Source organism: Nocardioides sp. S5 (genome assembly GCF_017310035.1).
Lineage (GTDB): Bacteria > Actinomycetota > Actinomycetes > Propionibacteriales > Nocardioidaceae > Nocardioides.
In genome coordinates, this window is sequence record NZ_CP022296.1 from 3,749,010 (window position 1) to 3,770,926 (window position 21,917).

Genomic DNA, 21,917 nt, shown 5'->3' on the forward strand with positions numbered 1-21,917 from the left:
CGCGAGGGACGGCTGCCGCATGGTGACGCCGTGATGTCGGTGGGCCCATCCATGCTGGGCCCATGGACACCTTCCCCCTCCTGATGGTCCTGGCCCTGGTCCTGGCGGTCGGTCTCGCCCTCGGTGCGCTGATCGGCGTGCTGTGGGCCCGCAGCCGCCCCGGCGACGACGCTGCCGTCGCCGCGCTCGAGCAACGGGTGGCCGACCACGCGGTGGTGCAGGACGGCCTCGAGCGGCTCCAGGACCAGCTCAGCGACCTCGCCCACGACCGGGTCGCGTGGCAGGCCCAGCTGCACCAGCAGGTCGCCGACATGCGGCTGTCCACCGAGACGCTGCGCCGCGAGACGACCTCCCTCGCCACCGCTCTGCGCAAGCCGCAGGTGCGCGGCCAGTGGGGCGAGCTGCACCTGCGCCGCACCGTCGAGCTGGCCGGGCTGGTGGACCACTGCGACTTCGCCGAGCAGGTGCGGATGGACGACGGACGCCTGCGACCCGACCTCGTGGTGACCCTCGCCGGCGGGCGCACCATCGCCGTCGACGCCAAGGCGCCGCTCGCCGCGTTCCTCGACCTCACCGCGACCGACGACGCGGCCGAGCACGACCGGGCGCTCGCCCGGCTCGGCGAGCACATGCGCACCCACATCACCGACCTCGGCTCGCGCCGCTACTGGGAGGCGCTGGCCGGCACGCCGGAGTTCGTCGTGCTGTTCGTGCCCGGCGAGGCGATCCTCCAGGCGGCGCTGCAGGCGGTGCCCGACCTGGTCGAGCAGGCCTCGGCGAAGAACGTCGTGCTGGCCACGCCGTCCACCCTCATCGCGCTGCTGCGCACCGTGGCCCAGGGCTGGCAGCACGAGGTGCTCAACGAGCAGGCCCAGGCCGTGCAGCGGCTCGGCCAGGAGCTCCACGCCCGGCTCGGCTCGATGGCCGGCCACCTCGACAAGGTCGGCCGGTCCCTCAACGCGAGCGTCGTCGCCTACAACCAGGCGATGGGCTCCCTCGAGGGGCGTGTGCTGGTGTCCGCACGCCGCTTCGCCGAGCTCGGCGTCACCTCGGAGCCGCTCGACGAGCCGCGCCAGGTCGAGACCGTCCCGCGCTCGGCCGCGGCCCCCGAGCTGGCCGCGCTCGACGGCGTACGAGGTGCGACGCAGGAGCCCACGATCGACGACCTGCTCTCCCAGCAGGCCACGGAGCCCCCGGCGCGCCGCGCCCGGGGAGCGTGAGACCGGTCCTAGGTTGAAGGACGTGACACTGGCCGAGGCGTGGTGGCAGGTCGGGCGCGAGCCCGGCCGTCAGGTGGTGTCCCTCGGCGTCGCCGTCACCCTCACCGCGGTGAGCATCGACGTGCTGCTCGTCGGACGGCTGACGCTGTTCTTCGACCTGTGCTTCATGGTGCTCTGCTTGGGCCTGGCCGCGCTGGTGCGCCGGCGCGACTTCTTCATGGTGGCGCTGCTGCCGCCCGCGCTGCTGACGGCCGTCTTCGGCTTCATGGCGCTGGTGGCCCGCGACGCGATCGCCGACCCCAGCGACAGCGTGCTGCAGGCCGTCATCTCCGGGGTCGCCACCCACGGCATCGCCCTCGGCGTCGGCTACGCGTTGTGCCTGGGCTGGCTCGCCTGGCGCCTGCACCGCGAGGGCGAGGCCGACATCGCCACCGAGCTCGAGCGCGAGCTGACCCAGCCGACCGGCTGACCGGGCGCTTCGTGGCGCTGAACCTGGCCGACCGGGCACTTCGTGGCGGTGCACCCGGTCGACCGGGCGATCCGTTTCGCGAGGAAGTGCCCGCTCGGCGGGTCCCAGCGCGAGGAGGTGCCCGCTCGGGCTCAGGCCTCGAAGCGCTCCACGTCGCCCGCCCCGCGGCGTACGACGACAGGCTCGGCCTCCGACCAGTCGATGACCGAGGTCGGCTCGGCGGTGACCTCGCCGGACTCGACCACCACGTCGACGACGTGGTCGAGGTCCTCCTTGATCTCCCAGCCCATGGTCCGCGCCTCGGTCTCGCCCGGCAGGATCAGCGTGCTGGTGAGGATCGGCTCGCCGAGCTCCTCGAGCAGGGCGCACACGAGCGTGTGGTCGGGGATGCGGACCCCGACGGTGCGCTTCTTGGGGTGCATCAGCCGCTTCGGCACCTCGGTGGTGGCGGGCAGGATGAAGGTGTAAGGCCCCGGCGTGGCCGCCTTGATCGCGCGGAACGCGGCGTTGTCGACGTGGACGAACTGCCCGAGCTGGGAGAAGTCCTTGCACATCAGGGTGAAGTGGTGGCGGTCGTCGAGCTCGCGGATGCGGAGGATGCGGTCGCGCCCGTCCCGGTTGCCGAGCCGCGCACCGAGGGCGTAGCCGGAGTCGGTGGGATAGGCGATGAGCTGGTCGTCGCGGAGCGCGTCGACGACCTGGGTCACGAGCCGCGGCTGCGGGTTGTCGGGGTGGATGTCGACGAAGCGGGCCATGACCGGCTCCTCGCTCAGGCCTTCTGGGCGGCGCGCATGTCGCGGCGCAGCTCCGGGGGCAGCGCGAAGATCAGCGACTCCTCCGCGGAGTGCACCGCCTTGGCGTCGGGGTAGCCGCGCTCGGAGAGGTAGGCGAGCACGCCCTCGACGAGGTCCTCCGGCACCGATGCGCCCGAGGTCACCGACACCGTCTCGACGCCGTCGAGCCACGCCTCGTCGATCTCGGTGTGGTCGTCGACGAGGTAGGACGCCTTCGCGCCGGCCTCGAGGGCCACCTCGACCAGGCGCACCGAGTTCGACGAGTTGCGTGAGCCGACCACGATCACGAGGTCGGCGGCCGGCGAGATCTCCTTCACCGCGAGCTGGCGGTTCTGGGTGGCGTAGCAGATGTCGTCGCTCGGCGGGTCGAGCAGCAGCGGGAACTTCTTGCGGATCGCCGCCACCGTCTCGAGGGTCTCGTCGACGCTCAGCGTGGTCTGCGAGAGCCAGGCGACCTTCGCCGGGTCGCGTACGACGATGCCGTCCACGTCGTCGGGGCTCTGCACCAGCTGGATGTGGTCGGGAGCCTCGCCCGCGGTGCCCTCCACCTCCTCGTGCCCCTCGTGGCCGATGAGCAGGATGTCGTAGTCGTCGGAGGCGAAGCGACGCGCCTCGTGGTGGACCTTGGTCACCAGCGGGCACGTGGCGTCAATGGTCTTGAGACTGCGCTCCGCGGCCTGCGCGTGGACGGCGGGCGAGACGCCGTGGGCGGAGAACACCACGGTCTGGCCCTCCGGCACCTCGTCGAGCTCCTCGACGAAGATCGCCCCGCGGGACTCGAGGTTGGCCACGACGTGCTTGTTGTGCACGATCTGCTTGCGGACGTAGACCGGCGCGCCGTAGAGGTCGAGTGCCTTCTCCACGGTGATGACGGCCCGGTCCACGCCGGCGCAGTAGCCGCGGGGGGCCGCCAGCAGCACGTTCTTCGCGCTCTCGGGGTCGAGGACGGGAGGAAGGCCGAGGTCGGTGCTCATGGGTGCGAGTCTACGGGCCCACCCGCCACTGTCCCTCCCCTCGCCTATCCTCGCCGCGTGCCCTCACTCCGCGACGCCACGGCCGAGTCCCCGGCCCCGGTGCGCGCGGTGGCCAACGCGGTGGCCCAGTGGATCGACAAGCTCGGCGGCGTATGGGTGGAGGGACAGATCGCCCAGGTCAACCGGCGGCCCGGGGTCAACACCGTCTTCATGACCCTGCGCGACACCGTCGCCGACATCTCGGTGACGCTCACGTGCGCGCGATCGCTCTTCGACTCGATGAACCCGCCCCTGGTCGAAGGGGCGAGCGTCGTGGTCCACGCCCGCCCCAGCTTCTACGCCAACCGCGGTTCCTTCTCGCTGGCCGCGCGCGAGATCAAGATGGTCGGCCTCGGCGAGCTCCTCGCCCGTCTCGAGCGCCGCCGCCAGCTGCTGGCCGCCGAGGGGCTCTTCGCCCCCGAGCTCAAGCGGGACCTGCCGTTCCTCCCCGGCCGGGTCGGCCTGGTGACCGCGCCCAACAGCGCTGCAGAGCGCGACGTCCTGGAGAATGCGCGCCGCCGCTGGCCGGCCGTGCAGTTCGAGGTGGCCTACGCCGCGATGCAGGGCCAGCGGTGCGCGGCCGAGGTGATCGAGGCACTGCAGCGGCTCGAGCGCAACGCAGACGTCGACGTCGTCGTGGTCGCCCGCGGCGGCGGCTCGATCGAGGACCTGCTGCCCTTCTCCGACGAGGCCGTCATCCGCGCGGTCCACGCCATGCGCACCCCGGTCGTGTCGGCCATCGGCCACGAGCCCGACCAGCCGCTGCTCGACCTCGTCGCCGACGTGCGCGCCTCCACCCCCACCGACGCCGCCAAGCTGGTCGTGCCCGACATGGCCGAGGAGGCGCAGGGCGTCACCTGGGCGCGCGAGCGCCTGCGGCAGGTCATCACCCAGCGCATCGCGCGCGAGCAGGAGTGGCTCGTCCAGGTCCGCTCGCGCCCGGCGATGGCCGACCCGCGCAACCTGCTCGCCGTGCGGTCCGACGAGGTCGACGAGCTGCTGGCGCGCGCCCGGCGTACGCTCTCGCACCGCCTCGACCGCGCTGCCGACGACATCGGCCACCAGCGCGCCCGGGCCCAGGCCCTCTCGCCGCTCGCCACCCTCCAGCGGGGCTACGCCGTGCTCCAGGACGCCGACGGTCACGTCGTCACGTCCGTCGCGCAGGCCACCGCGGGCGCGGACGTCTCGGTCCGGGTCGCCGACGGCCGGATCCACGCCACCACCGACCGCGTCGAGCCCGACGCCCGCACGTCAGACCCCGCCCAGGAGGACCCCGATGAGTGACGCTCCCGCCCAGCCCGCCCCGGACCAGCTCAGCTACGAGGAGGCACGCGAGGAGCTCATCGAGGTGGTCCGCACCCTCGAGGCCGGCGGCACGACCCTCGAGGAGTCGCTCGCCCTGTGGGAGCGCGGCGAGGCGCTCGCCAAGGTCTGCCAGTCCTGGCTCGACGGCGCCCGCACCCGGCTCGACGAGGCAATCGGCAACGAGCCCGAGGACTAACGGGTCAGCAGCCCCATGAACGTCTCGATGTCCCCCGCCGGCGCGGAGCCGTAGACCAGCACCGCCTCGTCCCCGATCTCCGTGGCGTAGCCGGTGTCCCCGCCGTCGTCGGTGAAGGTCTGCCAGGTGTCACTGATGTCGGAGGTCACGCTCGCCTCGTCCCCGGCGTCCGCGTCCTCGTCGACGTACAGCTCCACGAGGTCGTCGACCGAGGTGTCCTGCTGGCGGATGCCGACGAAGTCGCCCTCGTCGGTGAGCACCCCGAGACCCCACCGCGGGTCGTCGCCGGCGGACAGGTCGACGCTCGTGGCCGTCCACCCGGCTGGCAGGTCGCGCGGGTGCACGACGGACAGGTTCGCCTGCTCGGCGACCTGCACGCTGTCGCGCCAGTCGACGGCCACCGGGGTGTCGTCGACCTCGCCGCGGAACAGCCCCCGCCAGGTCACGAACGCGAGCACGAAGAGCACGGTCACGATCAGTGCGCCGGTCATGCCGCCGAAGGAACGGTTGTACCTGCCCGGCTGTCCTTGCGCACTCACGGGCTCATCCTCCCAGCCCCCCGGTAGTCCGGAGGGCAGCGGGGCGACGTGGATGCGCAGGCACGGAGCGATCCCTGCCCTTGGACCCGCACGTGCGGCATACTGGCAGCGTGATCACCTACCGAATCGCGGAAGCCGCGGAGATCCTGGCGGTCAGCGACGACACCGTACGCCGCTGGGTGGACGCCGGCCGGCTCCCCTCCCAGCGCGACGGCGGGCGCACCACGGTGGCCGGGACGGACCTCGCGGAGCTGGCCGAGCACCTGGCCGAGACCGGCGAGGTCGCCGAGCGCGACCGGACCCGGGCCAGCTCGGTGAGCGCCCGCAACCGGATGAGCGGCATCGTGACCCGGGTCAAGCGCGACCACGTGATGGCCCAGGTCGAGATGATCTGCGGGCCCTACCGCGTGGTGTCCCTGATGAGCAGCGACGCCTCCGACGAGCTCGGGCTCGAGCCGGGCGTCCGGGCCATCGCCAGCGTGAAGTCGACCAACGTGATCGTCGAGGTCCCTTCGTGAGGAAGGCGGCGCTCCCCGGGCTTCTGCTGCTCCTGCCGCTCGCCGCCTGCGGCGGGGACGGCGACGACGGGCAGACCCTGACCGTGCTCGCCGCCGCCAGCCTCACCGAGACGTTCACCGAGCTGGCCGAGACCTTCGAGGACGAGCACCCCGGGGTCGACGTGCAGCTCGTCCTCGGCTCGTCGACCATGCTCGCCGAGCAGGCGGCCGACGGCGCGCCGGGCGACGTCCTGGCCACCGCCGACGAGATGTCGATGACGCTCGCTGAGGACGGCAACGCCCTCGCGGAGGTCCCCGACAGCTTCGTCAGCAACCGGATCGCACTCATCACCCCGCCCGGCAACCCCGCCGGGGTCGAGTCCCTGGCCGACCTCGACGACCCGGACGTCGACTACGTCGTGTGCGCTGACACCGCCCCCTGCGGGGCCGTCGCCGTTGCGGTCCTGGAGGACGCGGGAGTCAGTGCCAGCCCGGCCAGCGAGGAGGTCGACGTCAGGGCCGTGCTGGCTCGCGTCGTCCAGGGGGAGGCCGACGCGGGGCTGGTCTACCGCACGGACGCCGTGGCGGCCGGCGACGACGTCACCGAGGTCTCGGGCTCGGACATCGACGACTACGCAGCCGCCTACGCCACCAACTACTTCGTCGCCCCGCTGGTGTCGGACGACGCGCAGCGCGCCGACCTGGCCGCCGAGTTCGTCACTCTCGTGCGCAGCAACGCGGCACTCGAGGTCTTCACCGACGCCGGCTTCGGTGGGGTCGCGCGCACGTGACCGGCCCCCGCCTCGGCCGCGCACCCGCGGTCCTGCTCATCCCTGCCGTGGTCGGCGTCGCGCTGCTCGTGGTGCCACTGGCCACCCTCGTCCTGACCACCCCGTGGCGCACCCTGCCCGAGCACCTCGGGTCACGGGTGGTGCGCGAGGCGCTGGTGATCACCGCGCTCAGCAGCCTCCTGACCGTGGTGGCGTGCGTCCTGCTCGGCACCCCCCTGGCCTGGCTGCTGGCCCGCGTCGACTTCCGCGGCCGACGCGTCGTGCGTGCCCTCGTGCTGGTCCCCCTGGTCCTGCCCCCGGTCGTGGCGGGCGTCGCGCTGGTCACCGCGCTCGGGCGCAGCGGACTCATCGGGCAGCACCTGCCGTTCACGCTCCCCTACACGACCGCCGGCGTCGTCGTGGCCCACACCTTCGTGTCCCTCCCGTTCTACGTGCTCGCCGTGGAGGGGGCGTTGCGCACCCACGGGGCCTCGTACGACGTCGTGGCCGCGACGCTGGGCGCCGACCGGTGGACCGCCTTCCGCCGCGTCACCCTGCCGCTCGCGCTGCCGGGGGTGCTCGCGGGCAGCGCGCTGGCGTGGGCGCGCAGCCTTGGCGAGTTCGGCGCGACGATCACCTTCGCGGGCAACTACCCCGGCACCACCCAGACGATGCCGAGCCTGATCTACGTCGCCCTCAACTCCGACCCCACGGTCGCACGCACCCTCAGCCTGATCCTGCTGGTGCTGTCGGTCGGCGTGCTGGTGCTGCTGCGCGAGCGCTGGGCGGTGGGCCGGTGATGCACGTCGAGGTCGACCTCCCGGGTCGGGTGTGCGCCGGGGTGAGCGCCGCTGCCGGTGAGGTGCTGGTGGTCATCGGACCCAACGGCGCCGGCAAGTCCACCCTGCTGCGCGCGATCGCCGGCCTCGAGCCCGGACGGGTCCGGGTCGGGGACGACGACTGGACCGACCGCGACGTCCCCCGACGCCGGGTGGGCTACGTCTTCCAGGACCAGAGCCTCTTCCCGCACCTCTCGGCCCTCGACAACGTCGCCTTCGGACCGCGGGCGCGCGGGCGCAGCCGGCGCGAGGCCGACGCCGCCGCCCGCGCGTGGCTGGAGCGCTTCGGGATCGCCGACCTCGCCGGTCGCCGACCGCGTGAGCTCTCCGGCGGCCAGGCGCAGCGCGTGGCCATCGCCCGGGCACTGGCCACCGACCCGGACGTGCTGCTCCTCGACGAGCCCTTCACCGGCCTCGACGTGTCGGCGCAGATGGCGCTGCGCAACGAGCTCGGCGAGCATCTTCGCGACTTCGCCGGCGTCACCCTGCTCGTCAGCCACGACGCGATCGACGCCGTCACCCTGGCCGACCGGGTGCTCGTGCTCGACGGGGGCCGGGTGGCCCAGGTCGGACCTCCGGTCGAGGTCGCCGCCGAACCGCGTACGCCCCACGTCGCCCGCCTGGTCGGGCTCAACCTCGTCCGCGACGGTGACGAGCTGATCGCCTTCACCCCCGACGCGGTCACGGTGTCGCTGACGGAGCCGGAGGGGTCGTCGCGGCTTCGCTGGCGCGGCACGGTCGCCACCCTCGCGCCGCACGGGGACGCCGTACGCCTGCTGGTGCACGCCTCCCCCGACCTGCTCGCCGACCTCACCCCGGCCGCGGCGGCCGAGCTGGGCCTCGCGCCCGGGCGCGAGGTCTGGCTGTCGGCCAAGGCGACGGCGGTGAGCCGCTACGGAGCCCGTTCCTGACCGCGGCGAACGGTCGATAACATGCGCCCCATGAGCCCCTCTGCAGGCAAGCCCGACCGCAACCTCGCCCTCGAGCTGGTGCGGGTCACCGAGGCCGCCGCCATGGCTGCGGGCCGCTGGGTGGGCCGCGGCGACAAGAACGACGCCGACGGCGTGGCCGTCGAGGCGATGCGCGAGATGATCTCCACCATCGGCATGCGCGGCACCGTCGTGATCGGCGAGGGCGAGAAGGACAACGCCCCGATGCTCTTCAACGGCGAGGAGGTCGGCGACGGCACCGGCCCCGAGTGCGACGTCGCGGTCGACCCGATCGACGGCACCACGCTGACCGCCAAGGGCATGAACAACGCCATCGCCGTGCTCGCGGTGTCGCCGCGAGGCACGATGTACGACCCCAGCGCGGTCTTCTACATGGACAAGCTGGTCGCCGGGCCCGAGGCCGCCGACGTCGTCGACATCCGCCTTCCGGTGAAGGAGAACATCGCCCGCGTGGCGAAGGCCAAGGGCCTCTCGATCCACGACGTCACCGTCGTGCTGCTCGACCGCCCGCGCCACGCAAGGCTGGTGGAGGACATCCGCGAGACCGGCGCCCGCATCAAGTACATCACCGACGGCGACGTGGCCGGAGCGATCATGGCGGCCCGCCCCGACACCGGCGTCGACCTGATGCTCGGCGTCGGCGGCACACCGGAGGGCATCATCGCGGCCTGCGCGATGAAGTGCATCGGCGGCAAGATCCAGGGCAAGCTGTGGCCGCAGGACGACGACGAGCGCCAGCGCGCGCTGGACGCGGGACACAACCTCGACGCCGACTTCGTGCTCGGCACCGACGACCTCGTGACCGGCGACGACGCCTTCTTCGTGGCGACCGGCATCACCGACGGCGAGCTGATGCGCGGTGTGCGCTACCGCGGCGAGGGCGTCACGACGCACTCGCTGGTGATGCGCTCGCGCAGCGGCACCGTCCGCTCGATCACCGCCGAGCACCGGCTCTCGAAGCTACGCGATCTCTCCACGATCGACTTCGACAACTGAAGCCACGCCGACCGGCCGCAGCGCGGCCGCGACCGCGGTGATCACCACCGGGTCGAAGGCCATGCCCACGTGGGACGAGCGGACCTCGACGGCGACGGCCGCGGGGTCGACGCACGCGCGCCAGTCGACGATGCCGTCGCGGCGCGAGAAGATCGCGGTGAAGTCGACGTCGGCGACGAGCACCGCGCGTGCCTGCTCGAAGCTCTCCTGCGCGCACTGTCCGGCGACGCAGTCCTCGGCCATCAGGTTGCGCAGGCCCGCACGGTTGAGCCGCACCAGCAGGTCGACGCTGCGCGCCAGCGACGCGTGGTGCGCGCCGGGAGCGAGCATCGGGCTGCCCATGGTCACGATGCCGGACACGAGGTCCGGGCGCCGGGCCGCGACGCCGCGCGCGAGCATGCCGCCGAGGCTGTGGCCCACGACGCGCACCCGCGAGCCACGGCGCTGGGAGATCTCCTCCAGCCGTTCCTCGAGCTGGGCCGCGGCCGCCAGGGTGCACCCGACGTTGGCGCGGATGTCGGCGCGGTAGGTGCGGAAGCCCGCATGGCGCAGGGTGCGGCTCATCGGCGCGAGCGAGGAGTCGCCGGCGAGGAAGCCCGGGACCAGCAGCACGGGCTCGCCGACGCGCACCGGGCGCGAGCCGTAGGGCGTACGCCGTCGGGCACCGCGTGTCGTGAGGGCCTGCACGGCGTAGCGCGAGGCCTCTGTCACCAGCGACCCCTCGCGCAGCACCGCTGCCACCGACGGCTGGGAGAAGCCTTCCGGTGTCAGGAACGACGCCACTGTGCGCTGGGTCACAATCATCGAACCTAGCCCAGAACCCGCAAGGAACGGGGGACGTGGGTCACTCTTCCCCCTGTTGGGGTGATGCGTCGTGTTCACTGGAGGCATGTCACCGCGTCGCCCCAGCACCGAGGATCCTTCCGTCTCGGCGGAGCTGTTCGCGCCCGTCGGCAGCGAGGTCGAGCTGTGCTACCAGACCTTCGGGGACCCCGACGGCGAGCCGCTGCTGCTCGTGATGGGCCTCAGCGGACCTATGACGTGGTGGGACGAGGCCTTCTGCGCCCACCTCGCCGCGGCCGGCTTCCACGTGGTGCGCTACGACAACCGCGACACCGGCCGCTCCTCGCGGATCAACGCGCCGGCCCGCCCGGACCAGCTGGTCAAGGCGTTCGCCACCGGCCGGGCCAGCACGCCGTACACGATGTCGGACCTGGCCGCCGACGCCGTCGCGCTGCTCGACCACCTCGGCCTGGAGTCGGCGCACCTCGTGGGCGTGTCGATGGGCGGGATGATCGCCCAGACCGTCGCCATCGAGCACAACGCCCGGGTGCGCTCCCTGACGAGCATCAGCTCCACGACGGGTCGCCGGACGGTCGGATGGCAGCATCCCTCGCTGCTGCCCCGCCTCATCGCCCCCCGCAAGGCCGGGCGCGACGCCTACGTCGAGAGCAGCCTGGCGATGTGGTCGCTGATCGGCTCCGCCGCCTATGCCTCGGACCCCGACGTGCTGCGCACCCGGGCGGAGGCCACCTTCGACCGCGGCGTCAGCGCCAGCGGTGCGGTGCGCCAGATGCTGGCCATCCTGACCCAGGACGACCGCACCCCGCGGCTGCGCAGCCTGCGGGTCCCGGCACTCGTGATCCACGGGACGGCCGACAAGATGGTCCACGTCAGCGGCGGCCGCTCCACCGCCTCCGCGATCCCCGGCGCCGAGCTGCTGCTGGTCGACGGCATGGGCCACGACCTGCCGGCGGAGCTGTTCGAGACGTTCGTCGAGGCGATCGCGCGGACCGCCGACCGGGCGTCCTGACCCTCGAGGGATCCCCGGATATCCGGGGACTCTGGAGGTTCCAGTGCGAAGTTTCGGGGGTGAGGCTTCAGTTTCCCCGGATATCCGGGGAAAGCGACCGCGCCCCCGCCGCGGGCGCCGCGGTGAACAGGCTCGGCTCGCCGAAGCCGGCCTCCGCGAAGGCACGGCGTACGCCGTCGCCGGCCGCGTCGAGCAGCGTGTCGGGCACCAGGCCGATCACGCAGCCGCCGAACCCGCCGCCGGTCATCCGGGCGCCGAGCGCCCCCGACTCGTGGAGGGCGTCGACCGCGGTGTCGACCTCGGGCACGGTGATGCGGAAGTCCTCGCGCATCGAGACGTGGGAGGCGCTCAGCAGTGGGCCGAGGTCCTCCACACGACCCTCGCGCAGCACCTCGACGGCCGCGAGGACCCGCGCGTCCTCGGTCACGACGTGGCGGACGTAGCGCCGCAGCTCGTCGTCGTTCAGCTCGGCGAGCGCGGCGTCGAGGTCGGCCTCGCCCACGTCGCGCAGCGCCGGCACGCCGAGGCGGCGAGCAGCCTCCTCGCAGCCGTCGCGGCGCGCGGCGTACTCCCCGTCGGCGTGGCGGTGCGGTGCGCGGGTGTCGACGACCAGCACCGCGAGCCCCGAGGCCGCGGGGTCGAAGGGCACGGACTCCGACGTGAGGTCGCGCATGTCGCAGAAGAGCACGTGGCCGGCCTCTCCGCGCAGGCTGGCCAGCTGGTCCATCCCGCCGGTGGGCGCACCGACGGCGTCGTTCTCCACCCGGCGGCTCAGCGAGAGCCGGCCGTCGGGGCCGAGGTCGAGGCCGAGGTGGTCGTCGAGCGCACACACGACCGAGCAGACCAGCGCGGCCGAGGACGACAGGCCGGCGCCGGTCGGGACGTCGGAGTCGACCTCGATGCGCAGCGCCGGGACGTCCACGCCGTCGTCGTGCAGCAGCCACAGTGCACCGAGGACGTACGCCGCCCAGTCCGGGACCGACTGCCGGCCGGACAGACCGGAGGGCCGCACGACCACGTCGCCGGCCGCCTGTGCGGAGGAGACCGCCCAGCCGTCGGACGCGTCGGTCACCGTGGCGGTGCACCCGGCCTCGAGGGCGAAGGGCAGGACGAAGCCGTCGTTGTAGTCGGTGTGCTCACCGATGAGGTTGATGCGTCCGGGCGCGATCCAGCGACTCACGACAGGTCCTTCCGGGGGCTCATGCGAAGGGCGGTGGTGCGGTTGCCAAACCCTATCGCCAGCCGCTAGACCAGTGACCCGAGTCACTCATGAGGAGGACGCATGACATCCCGATCCACGACCCGCACACGAGGTCGACCAGGAGCGAGGCGGATCGGAGGGTCGGTGGCCGCGCTCGCCCTTGCGAGCAGCCTGCTCGCCGCCTGCGGAGGCGACGGCGGCAAGGCGAGCCTGAACTGGTACGTCAACCCCGACGGGGTGGACACCTTCCGCACCTATGCCGAGGAGTGCAGCACCGACCAGTACGACATCGCGGTCCAGCAGCTGCCGGCCAGCGCGACCGACCAGCGCACCCAGCTCGCGCGGCGCCTGGCGGCCGAGGACTCCTCGACCGACCTGATGAACCTGGACCCGGTCTTCGTCGCGGAGTTCGCCAACGCCGGCTGGCTCGAGGAAGTGCCTGAGGAGCTCGCCTCGAAGATCACCGACGGTGACGACTACCTCGAGGGCGCTGCGGACACCGTCGTGTGGGACGAGACCGTCTACGCGATCCCGCTCTGGGCCAACACGCAGGTCCTCTGGTACCGCAAGTCGCTCGCCGAGGCCGCCGGCCTCGACATGGGCAACCCCGTCACCTGGGACCAGGTCATCGAGGCCGCGGCCGCCGAGGGCGGCACCGTCGGTGTGCAGGCCAACCGCTACGAGGCCTACGTCGTGTGGATCAACGCGCTGATGCAGGGCGCGGGCGGCGCGATCGTCACCGACACCGAGGCCGGTCGCGAGGCGAACGTCGAGCTCGACAGCGAGGCCGGCCAGCAGGCGGCGGCGATCATCCAGAAGCTCGCCGACAGCGAGGCCGCCCAGACCGACCTCACGGTCTCCAACGAGGGCACCAGCCTGGGCCAGATGTTCCCCGAGGAGGGCCCCGGGGAGTTCATGGTGAACTGGACCTTCGTCTACGCCAACTACAAGGGTCTCGTCGGCTCCCCCGGCGGTCCTGCGGACGAGCAGGAGTTCGAGGACCTCGGCTGGGCGCGCTACCCCCAGACGGTCGAGGGCGAGACGTCCAGGCCGCCGATCGGCGGGATCGACATCGGCGTCGGTGCGTTCTCCGAGAACGCCGACTGGGCCATGGAGGCGGCCCAGTGCATCACCTCGACCGAGGCGCAGGTCGACCTGGCGATCAACGACGGCCTGATGCCGTCGACCAACTCCGCCTATGACGAGGTCGCGGCCAGCGGCGAGTTCCCCGAGGACCTCCTCGAGCTCTACCGCACCAGCGTCGACGAGGGCGGGCCTCGCCCCAAGAGCCCGTTCTACAGCCAGATCTCCAGTGCCGTGCAGTCGGTCTGGCACTCGCCGACGTCGGTCGACCCCGACTCGACCCCGGAGGAGTCGGCCGAGTTCCTCACCGACGTCCTCGCCGGAAGGAGACTGCTGTGAGCACGACCGTGGCACCCGACGACAAGCGCGAGGTGCGCAAGGCCAACAAGGTCGCTGCCAGCGACCGGTCCAAGGCGGAGAACAACCTCGGCATGAAGCTGGTGGCCCCGGCCATCTTCCTGATGCTGCTGGTGACTGCGTTCCCCATGCTGCGCGCGCTCTACCTCAGTCTCTTCGACTACAGCCTCACCTCACCCGAGGAGCGTGAGTTCCTCGGGCTGGCCAACTACTGGACGGCCCTGACCGACCCGCTGTTCTGGGAGACGACCCTCAACACGGTCTTCATCATGGTCGTGACGGTCGCGTTCGAGCTCGTGATCGGCTTCGCCTTCGCGATGGTGATGCACCGGGTGATCTTCGCGCGCGGCATCATCCGCACCTCGATCCTGATCCCCTACGGCATCATCACCGTCGTCTCGGGCTTCGCCTGGCAGTTCGCGTTCAGCAACAACAACGGCTTCGTCAACGCGTGGCTGCCGTTCGTCGAGGACGGCTTCAACTGGTTCGGCCAGTACGGCTCGGCCATGGCGGCGATCATGGTCTCGGAGATCTGGAAGACGACGCCCTTCATGTCGCTGCTGCTCCTGGCCGGCCTGGCCCAGGTCTCCGAGGACATGCTCGAGGCGGCCAAGGTCGACGGAGCCACCTGGTGGCAGCGGCTGTGGAAGGTGATCCTGCCCAACATGCGCTCGGCGATCATGGTCGCGGTGCTCTTCCGTGCCCTCGACGCCTACCGCATCTTCGACAACATCTACGTCATGACCGCGGGCGCCCAGGGCACCGAGTCGATCTCGTTCCTGACCTATCGACAAGTCATCGAGCAGTTCCAGCTCGGGATCGGGTCGGCGCTGTCGGTGCTGTTGTTCATCTCGGTGCTGATCATCGCGTTCCTGATCGTCAAGATATTCCGCGTCGACCTGGCCTCGGCCCGACAGGAGGGATGACATGTCTGCCAAGAACAAGATCGGCATCGTCGTCGGTGCCGTGCTCATCCTCGTGTGGTGCCTGCTGCCCGTCGCGTGGATCATCTCGCTGTCGTTCAAGAGCCAGGCGGCCATCACCAACGGCAGCCCCGGCTTCTTCCCGTCCGAGGGTGGCGGGGCCGGCTGGCAGAACTACCGTGACGTGCTGGCCGACGACCAGTTCCTGCGCGCGATCCTGAACTCGATCGGCATCTCGCTGATCGCCACGCTGCTCTCGGTGATCATCGCCACCCTGGCGGCGTACGCCGTCGCGCGCCTGGAGTTCACCGGCAAGAAGTTCGTGCTGACGCTCGCGCTGGTCATCGCGATGTTCCCCGTGGTGTCGCTGGTGGGTCCGCTGTTCGACATGTGGCGCACCTTCGGCATCTACGACACGTGGCCGGGACTGATCATCCCCTACATGTCCTTCACCCTCCCGCTGGCGATCTGGACGCTGTCGGCCTTCTTCCGCGAGATCCCGTGGGAGATGGAGCAGGCGGCGCAGGTCGACGGCGCCACGTCGTGGCAGGCGTTCCGGAAGGTGATCGTCCCCCTGGCTGCGCCGGGGGTGTTCACCGCGGCGATCCTCACGTTCTTCTTCGCGTGGAACGACTTCGTCTTCGGCATCTCGCTGACGTCCACGGAGAACGCGCGGCCGATCCCGGCGGCGCTGTCGTTCTTCGTCGGCTCCGACCCGTTCAACCGGCCCGCCTCGCTGCTGGCCGCAGGAGCCGTCGTCTCGACGATTCCGATCATCGTCATTGTCCTGCTGTTCCAGCGCAAGATCGTCGCCGGCCTCACCTCCGGCGCAGTGAAGGGGTGATCAGCTCATGGCTGGCATCGAGATGAAGAACATCGTCAAGCAGTACGGCGACGGCTTCCCCGCCGTCAACGACGTGAGCATCGACGTGGAGGACGGCGAGTTCCTGATCCTGGTCGGGCCCTCGGGGTGCGGGAAGTCGACCCTGTTGCGGATGATCGTGGGACTGGAGGACATCACCGACGGCGACATGATGATCGGTGGAAAGAAGGTCAACGACCTCGCCCCGCGTGAGCGCAACCTGTCGATGGTGTTCCAGAACTACGCGCTCTACCCCCACCTCACCGTCTACGAGAACATCGCCTTCCCGCTGCGGCTGGCCAACAAGTCGGACGCCGAGGTCGACGAGAAGGTGCGCGAGGCGTCCAAGACGCTCGAGCTCGACGAGCACCTCGAGCGCAAGCCCGGCAACCTGTCGGGAGGTCAGCGCCAGCGCGTGGCGATGGGCCGCGCGATCGTGCGAGACGCGGAGGCGTTCCTCTTCGACGAGCCGCTGTCCAACCTCGACGCCAAGCTCCGCGGGCAGATGCGCACCGAGATCTCCCGCCTGCAGAAGCGCCTGGGCATCACCACGGTCTACGTCACGCACGACCAGACCGAGGCGATGACGCTGGGCGACCGGGTCGCGGTGCTCAAGCGCGGTGTGCTCCAGCAGCACGCCACCCCGCGCGAGCTCTACGAGAACCCCGCCAACCTCTTCGTCGCCGGCTTCATCGGCTCGCCGCCGATGAACTTCCTGCCGGCGAGGGTCGAGGGCAACCGGGTCGAGCTGCCGTTCGGCACGGTGACGATCCCCGAGGAGCGGGCCGCCAAGGCCCAGGGCAAGGACCTGCTGATCGCCGGCATCCGTCCCGAGCACTTCGAGGACGCGAGCGTCGTGGACCCCGACAAGGTCACCGACGAGGCGACCTTCAAGGCCACCATCGACGTCGTGGAGTGGCTCGGCAACGAGGCCTACGCCTACATCCCGTTCGAGGCACCCGACGAGGTCCGCGAACAGCTGGCGCAGCTGGAGAAGGACCTCGACGGCGAGTCGCTGCGCACCCAGCTGGTGGTGTCGCTCGACGGCGCCAGCCGGGTCGCCGAGGGTGACGAGGCCACCATCTGGGTCGATGCCCGCAAGATGCACCTCTTCGACCCGGCGACGGGTGACAACCTCACCATCGACCTCGACAACGCCGGGATCATCCCCGGCGGCAACGCGATGGCGAAGGCCGAGGAGGTCGGGCACGAGCAGGACGACGTCAAGCCCGCGTCCGAGCAGGCCACGAGCTGACCCCACCGCACGACGACGTCCGGCCCCGCAGGTCGGCGCGGAACCGGGGCCCCGCGAGCGCTGCTCGCGGGGCCCCGCCACGTCGGGAGCCGCGTCAGGAGCCCGCGTGCAGCCAGGCGGCGGCGTACGGTGCGAGTCGCACGGCCCCTTCGTGCACCGAGGGCGCCGCACCCGTCAGCGCGTCGTGCAGGTCATCCGGGTCGAGGCCGAGCCACAGCAGGACGTCGGCGGCCACCCAGGCCTCCTCGCCCGACACGTTGTGCGCGGCCAGCAGGGGACCGTCGGGGTGGCGGCGCACGACCAGCAGCACCCGCGGGTCGCGGGGGTCCCAGACCTCGGTGGGCGAGGCCGCGTGCAGCTGCGGCAGGCGAGCACGTACGTCGAGCAGGTGCCGCAGGCCGGCCGTGATGCCGTGCGGGTCCTCCCCCGCCGCGACGACGTCCCACGGCATCCGGGGGCGGTGCACCCAGCGGTTGTCGTCGGCGCGCGCCGGGTCGTCGGCCCAGTCGGGGTCGTTGAGCAGGCCGAGCTCGTCGCCCATCCAGACCACGGGGATGCCGCCGAAGGAGCACACCACGGCGTACGCCAGCAGGATCCGCGCCGCCGCCCCCGGGTCGCCGGCCTCGAGGCCGGCGAGGGACGCGGTGCTGCCGGAGATACGACGGTCGCCGGTCGTCTCGTTGTGCTGGAAGACCAGGCCGCGCGCCCACGAGCCCGGGAAGGACCCGCTGTACCAGTCGGACAGGAAGCGGCGGTGCGCGGACGGGTCGATGCCGACCGCGCGCGCGTCGTCGTCGGCGATCGCCCAACCGATGTCGTCGTGGCAGCGGACGTAGGTGATCCAGGCGGTGGTGGAGGGCGGCTGCGGGAGCCGCTGGAGGGCGTGGGTGGCGAGGCGCACCTCCCCCGAGGCGAGCATCGACCAGACCTGGACCATCAGCCCGTTGTGGTAGGCCAGGTCGCTCACCCGACCGGCGTGCTCGCCGACACCGAGGTAGGCCGGCAGGTCAGCAGGACCGACGATCGCCTCGGCCTTGAAGGCCACTGCGGGCGCGGCCACCCGGGCCACCGTGCGCAGCGCCCGGGTCAGCTCGTGCACCTCCGGCTGGTTCTGGCAGTCGGTGCCCAGCCGCTTCCAGAGGAAGGCGATCGCGTCGAGGCGGAACACCTCGACGCCGACGTTGGCCAGAGCCAGGATGATGTCGGCGAACTCGCACAGCACGGCGGGGTTCGACCAGTCGAGGTCCCACTGGTAGTCGTTGAAGGTGGTCCACACCCAGGCGTCGAGCTCGTCGTCGAAGGTGAAGCTTCCGGGCGCGAAGTCCGGGAACACCTCCGGCAGCGTGGCCTCGTAGGCATCGGGCACGGCCCGGTCCTCGTGGACGTGGAAGTAGGCGCGACGGTCCCGGTCGCCGGCGCGCGCGGCCGCGGCCCAGGCGTGCTCGCGGGCCACGTGGTTGAGCACCAGGTCCAGGCACAGGCTGATGCCCTCGGCGCGCAGGGTCGTGGCGAGCGCGCGCAGGTCGTCGACGTCGCCGAGGTCGGGGCGCACGGAGCGGTAGTCCATGACGGCGTAGCCGCCGTCGTTGGGGGCCGGCCGCGGCGTCAGCAGCGGCATCAGGTGGAGGTAGCCCACCCCCAGGTCGCGGAGGTACGCCGTGCGCTCGCCCACGCCGCGCAGCGTGCCGGCGAAGCGGTCCGCGTAGGCGGCGTAGCCGACCATCGAGGGTCGCTGGAACCAGTCCGGCTGGCGCAGCCGCTGGTCATCGAGCGCGCGCAGGTCGTCGGGGCGCTCGGCATGGGCCGCGCGCGCGATCGCGACCAGGCGCTCGGCGACGTCGGGTGCGGCGTCGCCGTAGACCCGCTCGAGGGTGGCGCGGAGGTCGGGCAGGTGGGCCTGGAGCCGGGCGGCGAAGGCCGGGTCGGGACCCGGGTCAGGGGTGGTCACGGGAGCGGAGGGGACGCGCTGTCCGGTGGCGCCGGGTCGTGGCGCGCTGGTCGCTGGGACCCGCGCGCCACGGACCGGGGACGCTCAGTCCGACAGGCGCTCACCGGTCTCGGTGTCGAACGCGTGGACGTGCTCGGGGTCGGTGGTGACGTGGAGCATCTCGCCCTTCTGCGGGTGGTGGCGCCCGGCGATCCGGACGATCACGTTGGAGGGCACGCCCTCCACGTCGCAGGTGCCGTAGACGAAGCTGTCGGCGCCGAGCTCCTCCACGACCGTGACCTTGACAGGCAGACCGCCCTCCTCGGGCGTGACCAGGCGCCAGTTCTCGGGGCGTACGCCGACGGTCACCTTGCCGCGCATCTTCTTCTCCGCCGCGGGGTCCACCGGCACGGCGTAGCCGCCGACCTTGACGGTGCCGTCCTCGGCAGCGACGCCCTCGAGGAGATTCATCTGCGGCGAGCCGATGAAGCTGGCGACGAAGAGGTTGGCGGGCTTGTCGTAGAGCTTGAGCGGGGTGTCGACCTGCTGGAGCACGCCGAGCTTCATGACGGCCACGCGGTCGCCCATCGTCATCGCCTCGACCTGGTCGTGGGTGACGTAGACGGTGGTGACGCCGAGGTCCTGCTGGAGGCGCGCGATGTCGGTGCGGGTCTGCACGCGCATCTTCGCGTCGAGGTTGGACAGCGGCTCGTCCATGCAGAAGACCTGTGGGGCGCGCACGATCGCACGGCCCATCGCCACGCGCTGGCGCTGACCGCCCGAGAGCGCCTTGGGCTTGCGCTGGAGGAACTCGGTCAGGCCGAGGATCTCGGCGGCCTTCGCGACGCGCTGCTTGCGCTCCTCGGTAGGGACCTTGGCCATCTTGAGCGAGAACGCCATGTTCTCCTCGACCGACATGTGCGGGTAGAGGGCGTAGTTCTGGAACACCATCGCGATGTCGCGGTCCTTGGGCGGGACGTTGGTGACGTCGCGGTCACCGATGTAGATGTGCCCCTCGTTGACCTCCTCGAGGCCCGCGAGCATGCGCAGCGTGGTGGACTTGCCGCAGCCCGACGGGCCGACGAGCACCATGAACTCGCCGTCCTTGATCTCGAGGCTGATGCCGGGGACTGCCGGCTCGTCGGCCCCGGGATACCACCGCTGGGCCTTGTCGAACGTCACTGTTGCCATAGCTGTTCTTCTCCTTCACCGGCAGGCACGTGCCGGACGATCCGAGTGGAAGGTGTGGCGTGGACGCGCGTGATGCGTGTCACACGTGCCGACACCCTAGCCCCCACCGGCGCCGCCGTCATCGGGCGGTGGCCCGACGGACTCCCACTGGTCCAGAGTTATCCAACCGTGACATCGCCCAGCGTTGACGTACCGTCACGCAAACGTTTTCATCTTCGGTGACGGCTGTCACATCCAGGGACGGCCACCCGCGCAGACCAGGAGCCGGGGCGCAGATCCCGCCGTGGCCGCACCCAGAGGAGAGGGAAACCGCGACATGAGAAACATTCGGACCCGAAAGGGCATCGCGACGATCGCAGTCGTGGCGATGTCCGGACTCGGACTCGCCGCATGCGCCGACGACAGCAGCGACGGCGGCAGCAACGAAGCCGGCGGCACCGCCCCCGGTGCTGGGCGCGAGGAGTGCGCCCAGCTCGAGGAGTTCGGCGACCTGAGCGGTCGCGAGGTGAGCGTCTACACCTCGATCATCGCCCCGGAGGACGCCGTCCACAAGGAGTCCTACAAGGTCTTCGAGGAGTGCACCGGCGCGACCGTCGCCTACGAGGGCTCCTCGGAGTTCGAGGCCCAGCTGGTCGTGCGCGTCCAGGGCGGCAACGCCCCCGACATCGCCTACATCCCGCAGCCCGGCCTGCTCCAGACGTTGGTGCGCGACACCGACGCCGTGGTCGCAGCGCCCGACAGCGTGTCCGAGAACGTCGACGAGTTCTTCGGCGAGGACTGGAAGGCCTACGGCACGGTCGACGACACCTTCTACGCCGCGCCGCTCGGCGCCAACGTGAAGTCCTTCGTGTGGTACTCCCCCAGCCAGTTCGAGGAGAACGGCTGGGAGGTCCCCGAGACCTGGGACGACATGCTCGCCCTGTCCGACGAGATGGTCGACGCGGGCGTCAAGCCCTGGTGCGCGGGCATCGAGTCCGGCGACGCGACCGGCTGGCCGGCCACCGACTGGCTCGAGGACGCGGTCCTGCGCGACGCCGGCCCGGACGTCTACGACCAGTGGGTCAACCACGACATCCCCTTCAACGACCCGGCGATCGTCGAGTCGCTCGACCGCGTCGGCGGCATCCTCAAGAACGAGGACTACGTCAACGGCGGCATCGGCGACGTGAAGTCGATCGCGACCACCGCGTTCCAGGAGGGCGGCCTGCCGATCCTCGACGGTGAGTGCGGCCTGCACCGCCAGGCGTCCTTCTACGCCGCGCAGTGGCCCGAGGGCACCGACGTGTCGGAGACCGGCGACGTGTTCGCCTTCTACCTGCCGACCACCAGCGACGAGTTCGGCACCCCGGTCCTCGGCGGCGGCGAGTTCGTGGCGGCGTTCTCCGACGAGCCGGAGGTCCAGGCGTTCCAGACCTACCTGTCCTCCGACGTCTGGGCCAACGAGAAGGCCATCGCGACGCCGGGCGGCTGGGTGAGCGCCAACACCGGCCTCGACATCGCCAACCTGAAGAGCCCGATCGACCAGCTGTCGGCGGAGATCCTGCAGGACCCCGAGGCGGTCTTCCGCTTCGACGGCTCCGACCAGATGCCGGGTGCCGTGGGTGCCGGGTCCTTCTGGTCCGAGATGACCAACTGGATCACGGGGGCGGAGACCCAGGCCACCCTCGACAACATCGAGGACTCCTGGCCGAGCTGACCAGGTGAACGGGGCGCTCGG

The 21,917-nt window shown here is 71.4% G+C and carries 22 protein-coding genes; 15 read left to right on the plus strand and 7 right to left on the minus strand.

The features are described from left to right. Positions 1–62 precede the first annotated feature (62 nt). Positions 63–1,220 carry a DNA recombination protein RmuC gene (locus tag CFI00_RS18540; protein WP_242532491.1) on the plus strand — a complete coding sequence of 386 codons (1,158 nt, stop codon included), beginning with the start codon at positions 63–65 and terminating at the stop codon, positions 1,218–1,220. Positions 1,221–1,242: 22 nt separating this feature from the next. Beyond that, positions 1,243–1,689, plus strand: coding sequence for a DUF6542 domain-containing protein (locus CFI00_RS18545; protein ID WP_207082466.1), 447 nt, complete (start codon positions 1,243–1,245; stop codon positions 1,687–1,689). Between the two features lie 131 nt (positions 1,690–1,820). On the opposite strand, the gene CFI00_RS18550 is transcribed toward CFI00_RS18545, so the two are convergent. Further along, on the minus strand, positions 1,821–2,444 hold the full coding sequence (locus CFI00_RS18550) for an L-threonylcarbamoyladenylate synthase (RefSeq protein WP_207082467.1): 624 nt from the start codon (positions 2,442–2,444) through the stop codon (positions 1,821–1,823). 14 nt (positions 2,445–2,458) lie between these two features. Then, on the minus strand, positions 2,459–3,457 hold the full coding sequence (locus tag CFI00_RS18555) for a 4-hydroxy-3-methylbut-2-enyl diphosphate reductase (protein ID WP_207082468.1): 999 nt from the start codon (positions 3,455–3,457) through the stop codon (positions 2,459–2,461). Between the two features lie 57 nt (positions 3,458–3,514). On the opposite strand from CFI00_RS18555, the gene xseA reads away from it, so the two are divergent. Both xseA and CFI00_RS18565 read left to right on the plus strand, forming a co-directional pair. Then, positions 3,515–4,780, plus strand: a complete 1,266-nt coding sequence (gene xseA, locus CFI00_RS18560) for an exodeoxyribonuclease VII large subunit (RefSeq protein ID WP_207082469.1) — start codon at positions 3,515–3,517, stop codon at positions 4,778–4,780. Continuing rightward, the gene (locus tag CFI00_RS18565; RefSeq protein ID WP_207082470.1) at positions 4,773–4,997 is read left to right on the plus strand and encodes an exodeoxyribonuclease VII small subunit; all 225 of its coding nucleotides are present in this window, start codon (positions 4,773–4,775) and stop codon (positions 4,995–4,997) included. Before xseA ends, CFI00_RS18565 begins: the two co-directional genes overlap by 8 nt. On the opposite strand, the gene CFI00_RS18570 is transcribed toward CFI00_RS18565, so the two are convergent. After that, positions 4,994–5,536, minus strand: coding sequence for a DUF4245 domain-containing protein (locus tag CFI00_RS18570; RefSeq protein WP_207082471.1), 543 nt, complete (start codon positions 5,534–5,536; stop codon positions 4,994–4,996). The two genes, CFI00_RS18565 and CFI00_RS18570, sit on opposite strands and share 4 nt — an antisense overlap. A gap of 110 nt (positions 5,537–5,646) precedes the next feature. Between CFI00_RS18570 and CFI00_RS18575 the strand changes: the two genes are divergently transcribed. Genes CFI00_RS18575 through glpX form a run of 5 tightly spaced genes read left to right on the plus strand, consistent with a single transcriptional unit; the run spans position 5,647 to position 9,588 of the window. Next, entirely contained in the window at positions 5,647–6,054 is a 408-nt protein-coding gene (locus CFI00_RS18575; protein WP_207082472.1) for a helix-turn-helix transcriptional regulator, read from the plus strand. Then, positions 6,051–6,824 carry a molybdate ABC transporter substrate-binding protein gene (gene modA / locus CFI00_RS18580; RefSeq protein WP_207082473.1) on the plus strand — a complete coding sequence of 258 codons (774 nt, stop codon included), beginning with the start codon at positions 6,051–6,053 and terminating at the stop codon, positions 6,822–6,824. The genes CFI00_RS18575 and modA overlap by 4 nt, the downstream gene beginning before the upstream one ends. After that, the gene (modB, locus tag CFI00_RS18585; protein WP_242532492.1) at positions 6,821–7,603 is read left to right on the plus strand and encodes a molybdate ABC transporter permease subunit; all 783 of its coding nucleotides are present in this window, start codon (positions 6,821–6,823) and stop codon (positions 7,601–7,603) included. Before modA ends, modB begins: the two co-directional genes overlap by 4 nt. Beyond that, on the plus strand, positions 7,603–8,553 hold the full coding sequence (locus tag CFI00_RS18590) for an ATP-binding cassette domain-containing protein (protein ID WP_207085607.1): 951 nt from the start codon (positions 7,603–7,605) through the stop codon (positions 8,551–8,553). The genes modB and CFI00_RS18590 overlap by 1 nt, the downstream gene beginning before the upstream one ends. Before the next feature lie 30 nt (positions 8,554–8,583). After that, complete coding sequence (gene glpX, locus CFI00_RS18595) at positions 8,584–9,588, plus strand: class II fructose-bisphosphatase (protein WP_207082474.1); 1,005 nt, start codon at positions 8,584–8,586, stop codon at positions 9,586–9,588. On the opposite strand, the gene CFI00_RS18600 is transcribed toward glpX, so the two are convergent. Beyond that, the gene (locus CFI00_RS18600; RefSeq protein WP_207082475.1) at positions 9,553–10,386 is read right to left on the minus strand and encodes an alpha/beta fold hydrolase; all 834 of its coding nucleotides are present in this window, start codon (positions 10,384–10,386) and stop codon (positions 9,553–9,555) included. The two genes, glpX and CFI00_RS18600, sit on opposite strands and share 36 nt — an antisense overlap. Before the next feature lie 91 nt (positions 10,387–10,477). On the opposite strand from CFI00_RS18600, the gene CFI00_RS18605 reads away from it, so the two are divergent. Next, positions 10,478–11,401 carry an alpha/beta hydrolase gene (locus tag CFI00_RS18605; protein WP_207082476.1) on the plus strand — a complete coding sequence of 308 codons (924 nt, stop codon included), beginning with the start codon at positions 10,478–10,480 and terminating at the stop codon, positions 11,399–11,401. Between the two features lie 67 nt (positions 11,402–11,468). Here CFI00_RS18605 and galK read toward each other — a convergent pair whose 3' ends face one another. Next, positions 11,469–12,581, minus strand: a complete 1,113-nt coding sequence (galK, locus tag CFI00_RS18610; RefSeq protein ID WP_207082477.1) for a galactokinase — start codon at positions 12,579–12,581, stop codon at positions 11,469–11,471. A 165-nt stretch (positions 12,582–12,746) separates the two neighbouring features. Here galK and CFI00_RS18615 point away from each other — a divergent pair, with 165 nt between their 5' ends. From CFI00_RS18615 to ugpC (CFI00_RS18630), 4 genes are read left to right on the plus strand one after another with little or no spacing between them, the layout of a single operon-like run. After that, positions 12,747–14,024 carry an extracellular solute-binding protein gene (locus CFI00_RS18615; protein ID WP_207082478.1) on the plus strand — a complete coding sequence of 426 codons (1,278 nt, stop codon included), beginning with the start codon at positions 12,747–12,749 and terminating at the stop codon, positions 14,022–14,024. Next, on the plus strand, positions 14,021–14,968 hold the full coding sequence (locus CFI00_RS18620; protein ID WP_242532494.1) for a sugar ABC transporter permease: 948 nt from the start codon (positions 14,021–14,023) through the stop codon (positions 14,966–14,968). Before CFI00_RS18615 ends, CFI00_RS18620 begins: the two co-directional genes overlap by 4 nt. Position 14,969: 1 nt before the next feature. Then, a complete protein-coding gene (locus tag CFI00_RS18625; protein ID WP_207082479.1) occupies positions 14,970–15,809 on the plus strand; it encodes a carbohydrate ABC transporter permease in 840 nt (279 codons plus the stop codon). Between the two features lie 7 nt (positions 15,810–15,816). Beyond that, on the plus strand, positions 15,817–17,082 hold the full coding sequence (ugpC, locus tag CFI00_RS18630; protein ID WP_207082480.1) for a sn-glycerol-3-phosphate ABC transporter ATP-binding protein UgpC: 1,266 nt from the start codon (positions 15,817–15,819) through the stop codon (positions 17,080–17,082). A gap of 94 nt (positions 17,083–17,176) precedes the next feature. Here the strand turns inward: ugpC (CFI00_RS18630) and CFI00_RS18635 are convergent, their stop codons facing one another. After that, on the minus strand, positions 17,177–19,030 hold the full coding sequence (locus tag CFI00_RS18635; RefSeq protein ID WP_207082481.1) for an alpha-amylase family protein: 1,854 nt from the start codon (positions 19,028–19,030) through the stop codon (positions 17,177–17,179). An 84-nt stretch (positions 19,031–19,114) separates the two neighbouring features. Continuing rightward, entirely contained in the window at positions 19,115–20,200 is a 1,086-nt protein-coding gene (gene ugpC / locus CFI00_RS18640; RefSeq protein ID WP_207082482.1) for a sn-glycerol-3-phosphate ABC transporter ATP-binding protein UgpC, read from the minus strand. 367 nt (positions 20,201–20,567) lie between these two features. On the opposite strand from ugpC (CFI00_RS18640), the gene CFI00_RS18645 reads away from it, so the two are divergent. Further along, positions 20,568–21,896, plus strand: coding sequence for an ABC transporter substrate-binding protein (locus tag CFI00_RS18645; protein WP_242532906.1), 1,329 nt, complete (start codon positions 20,568–20,570; stop codon positions 21,894–21,896). Positions 21,897–21,917: the final 21 nt, after the last annotated feature.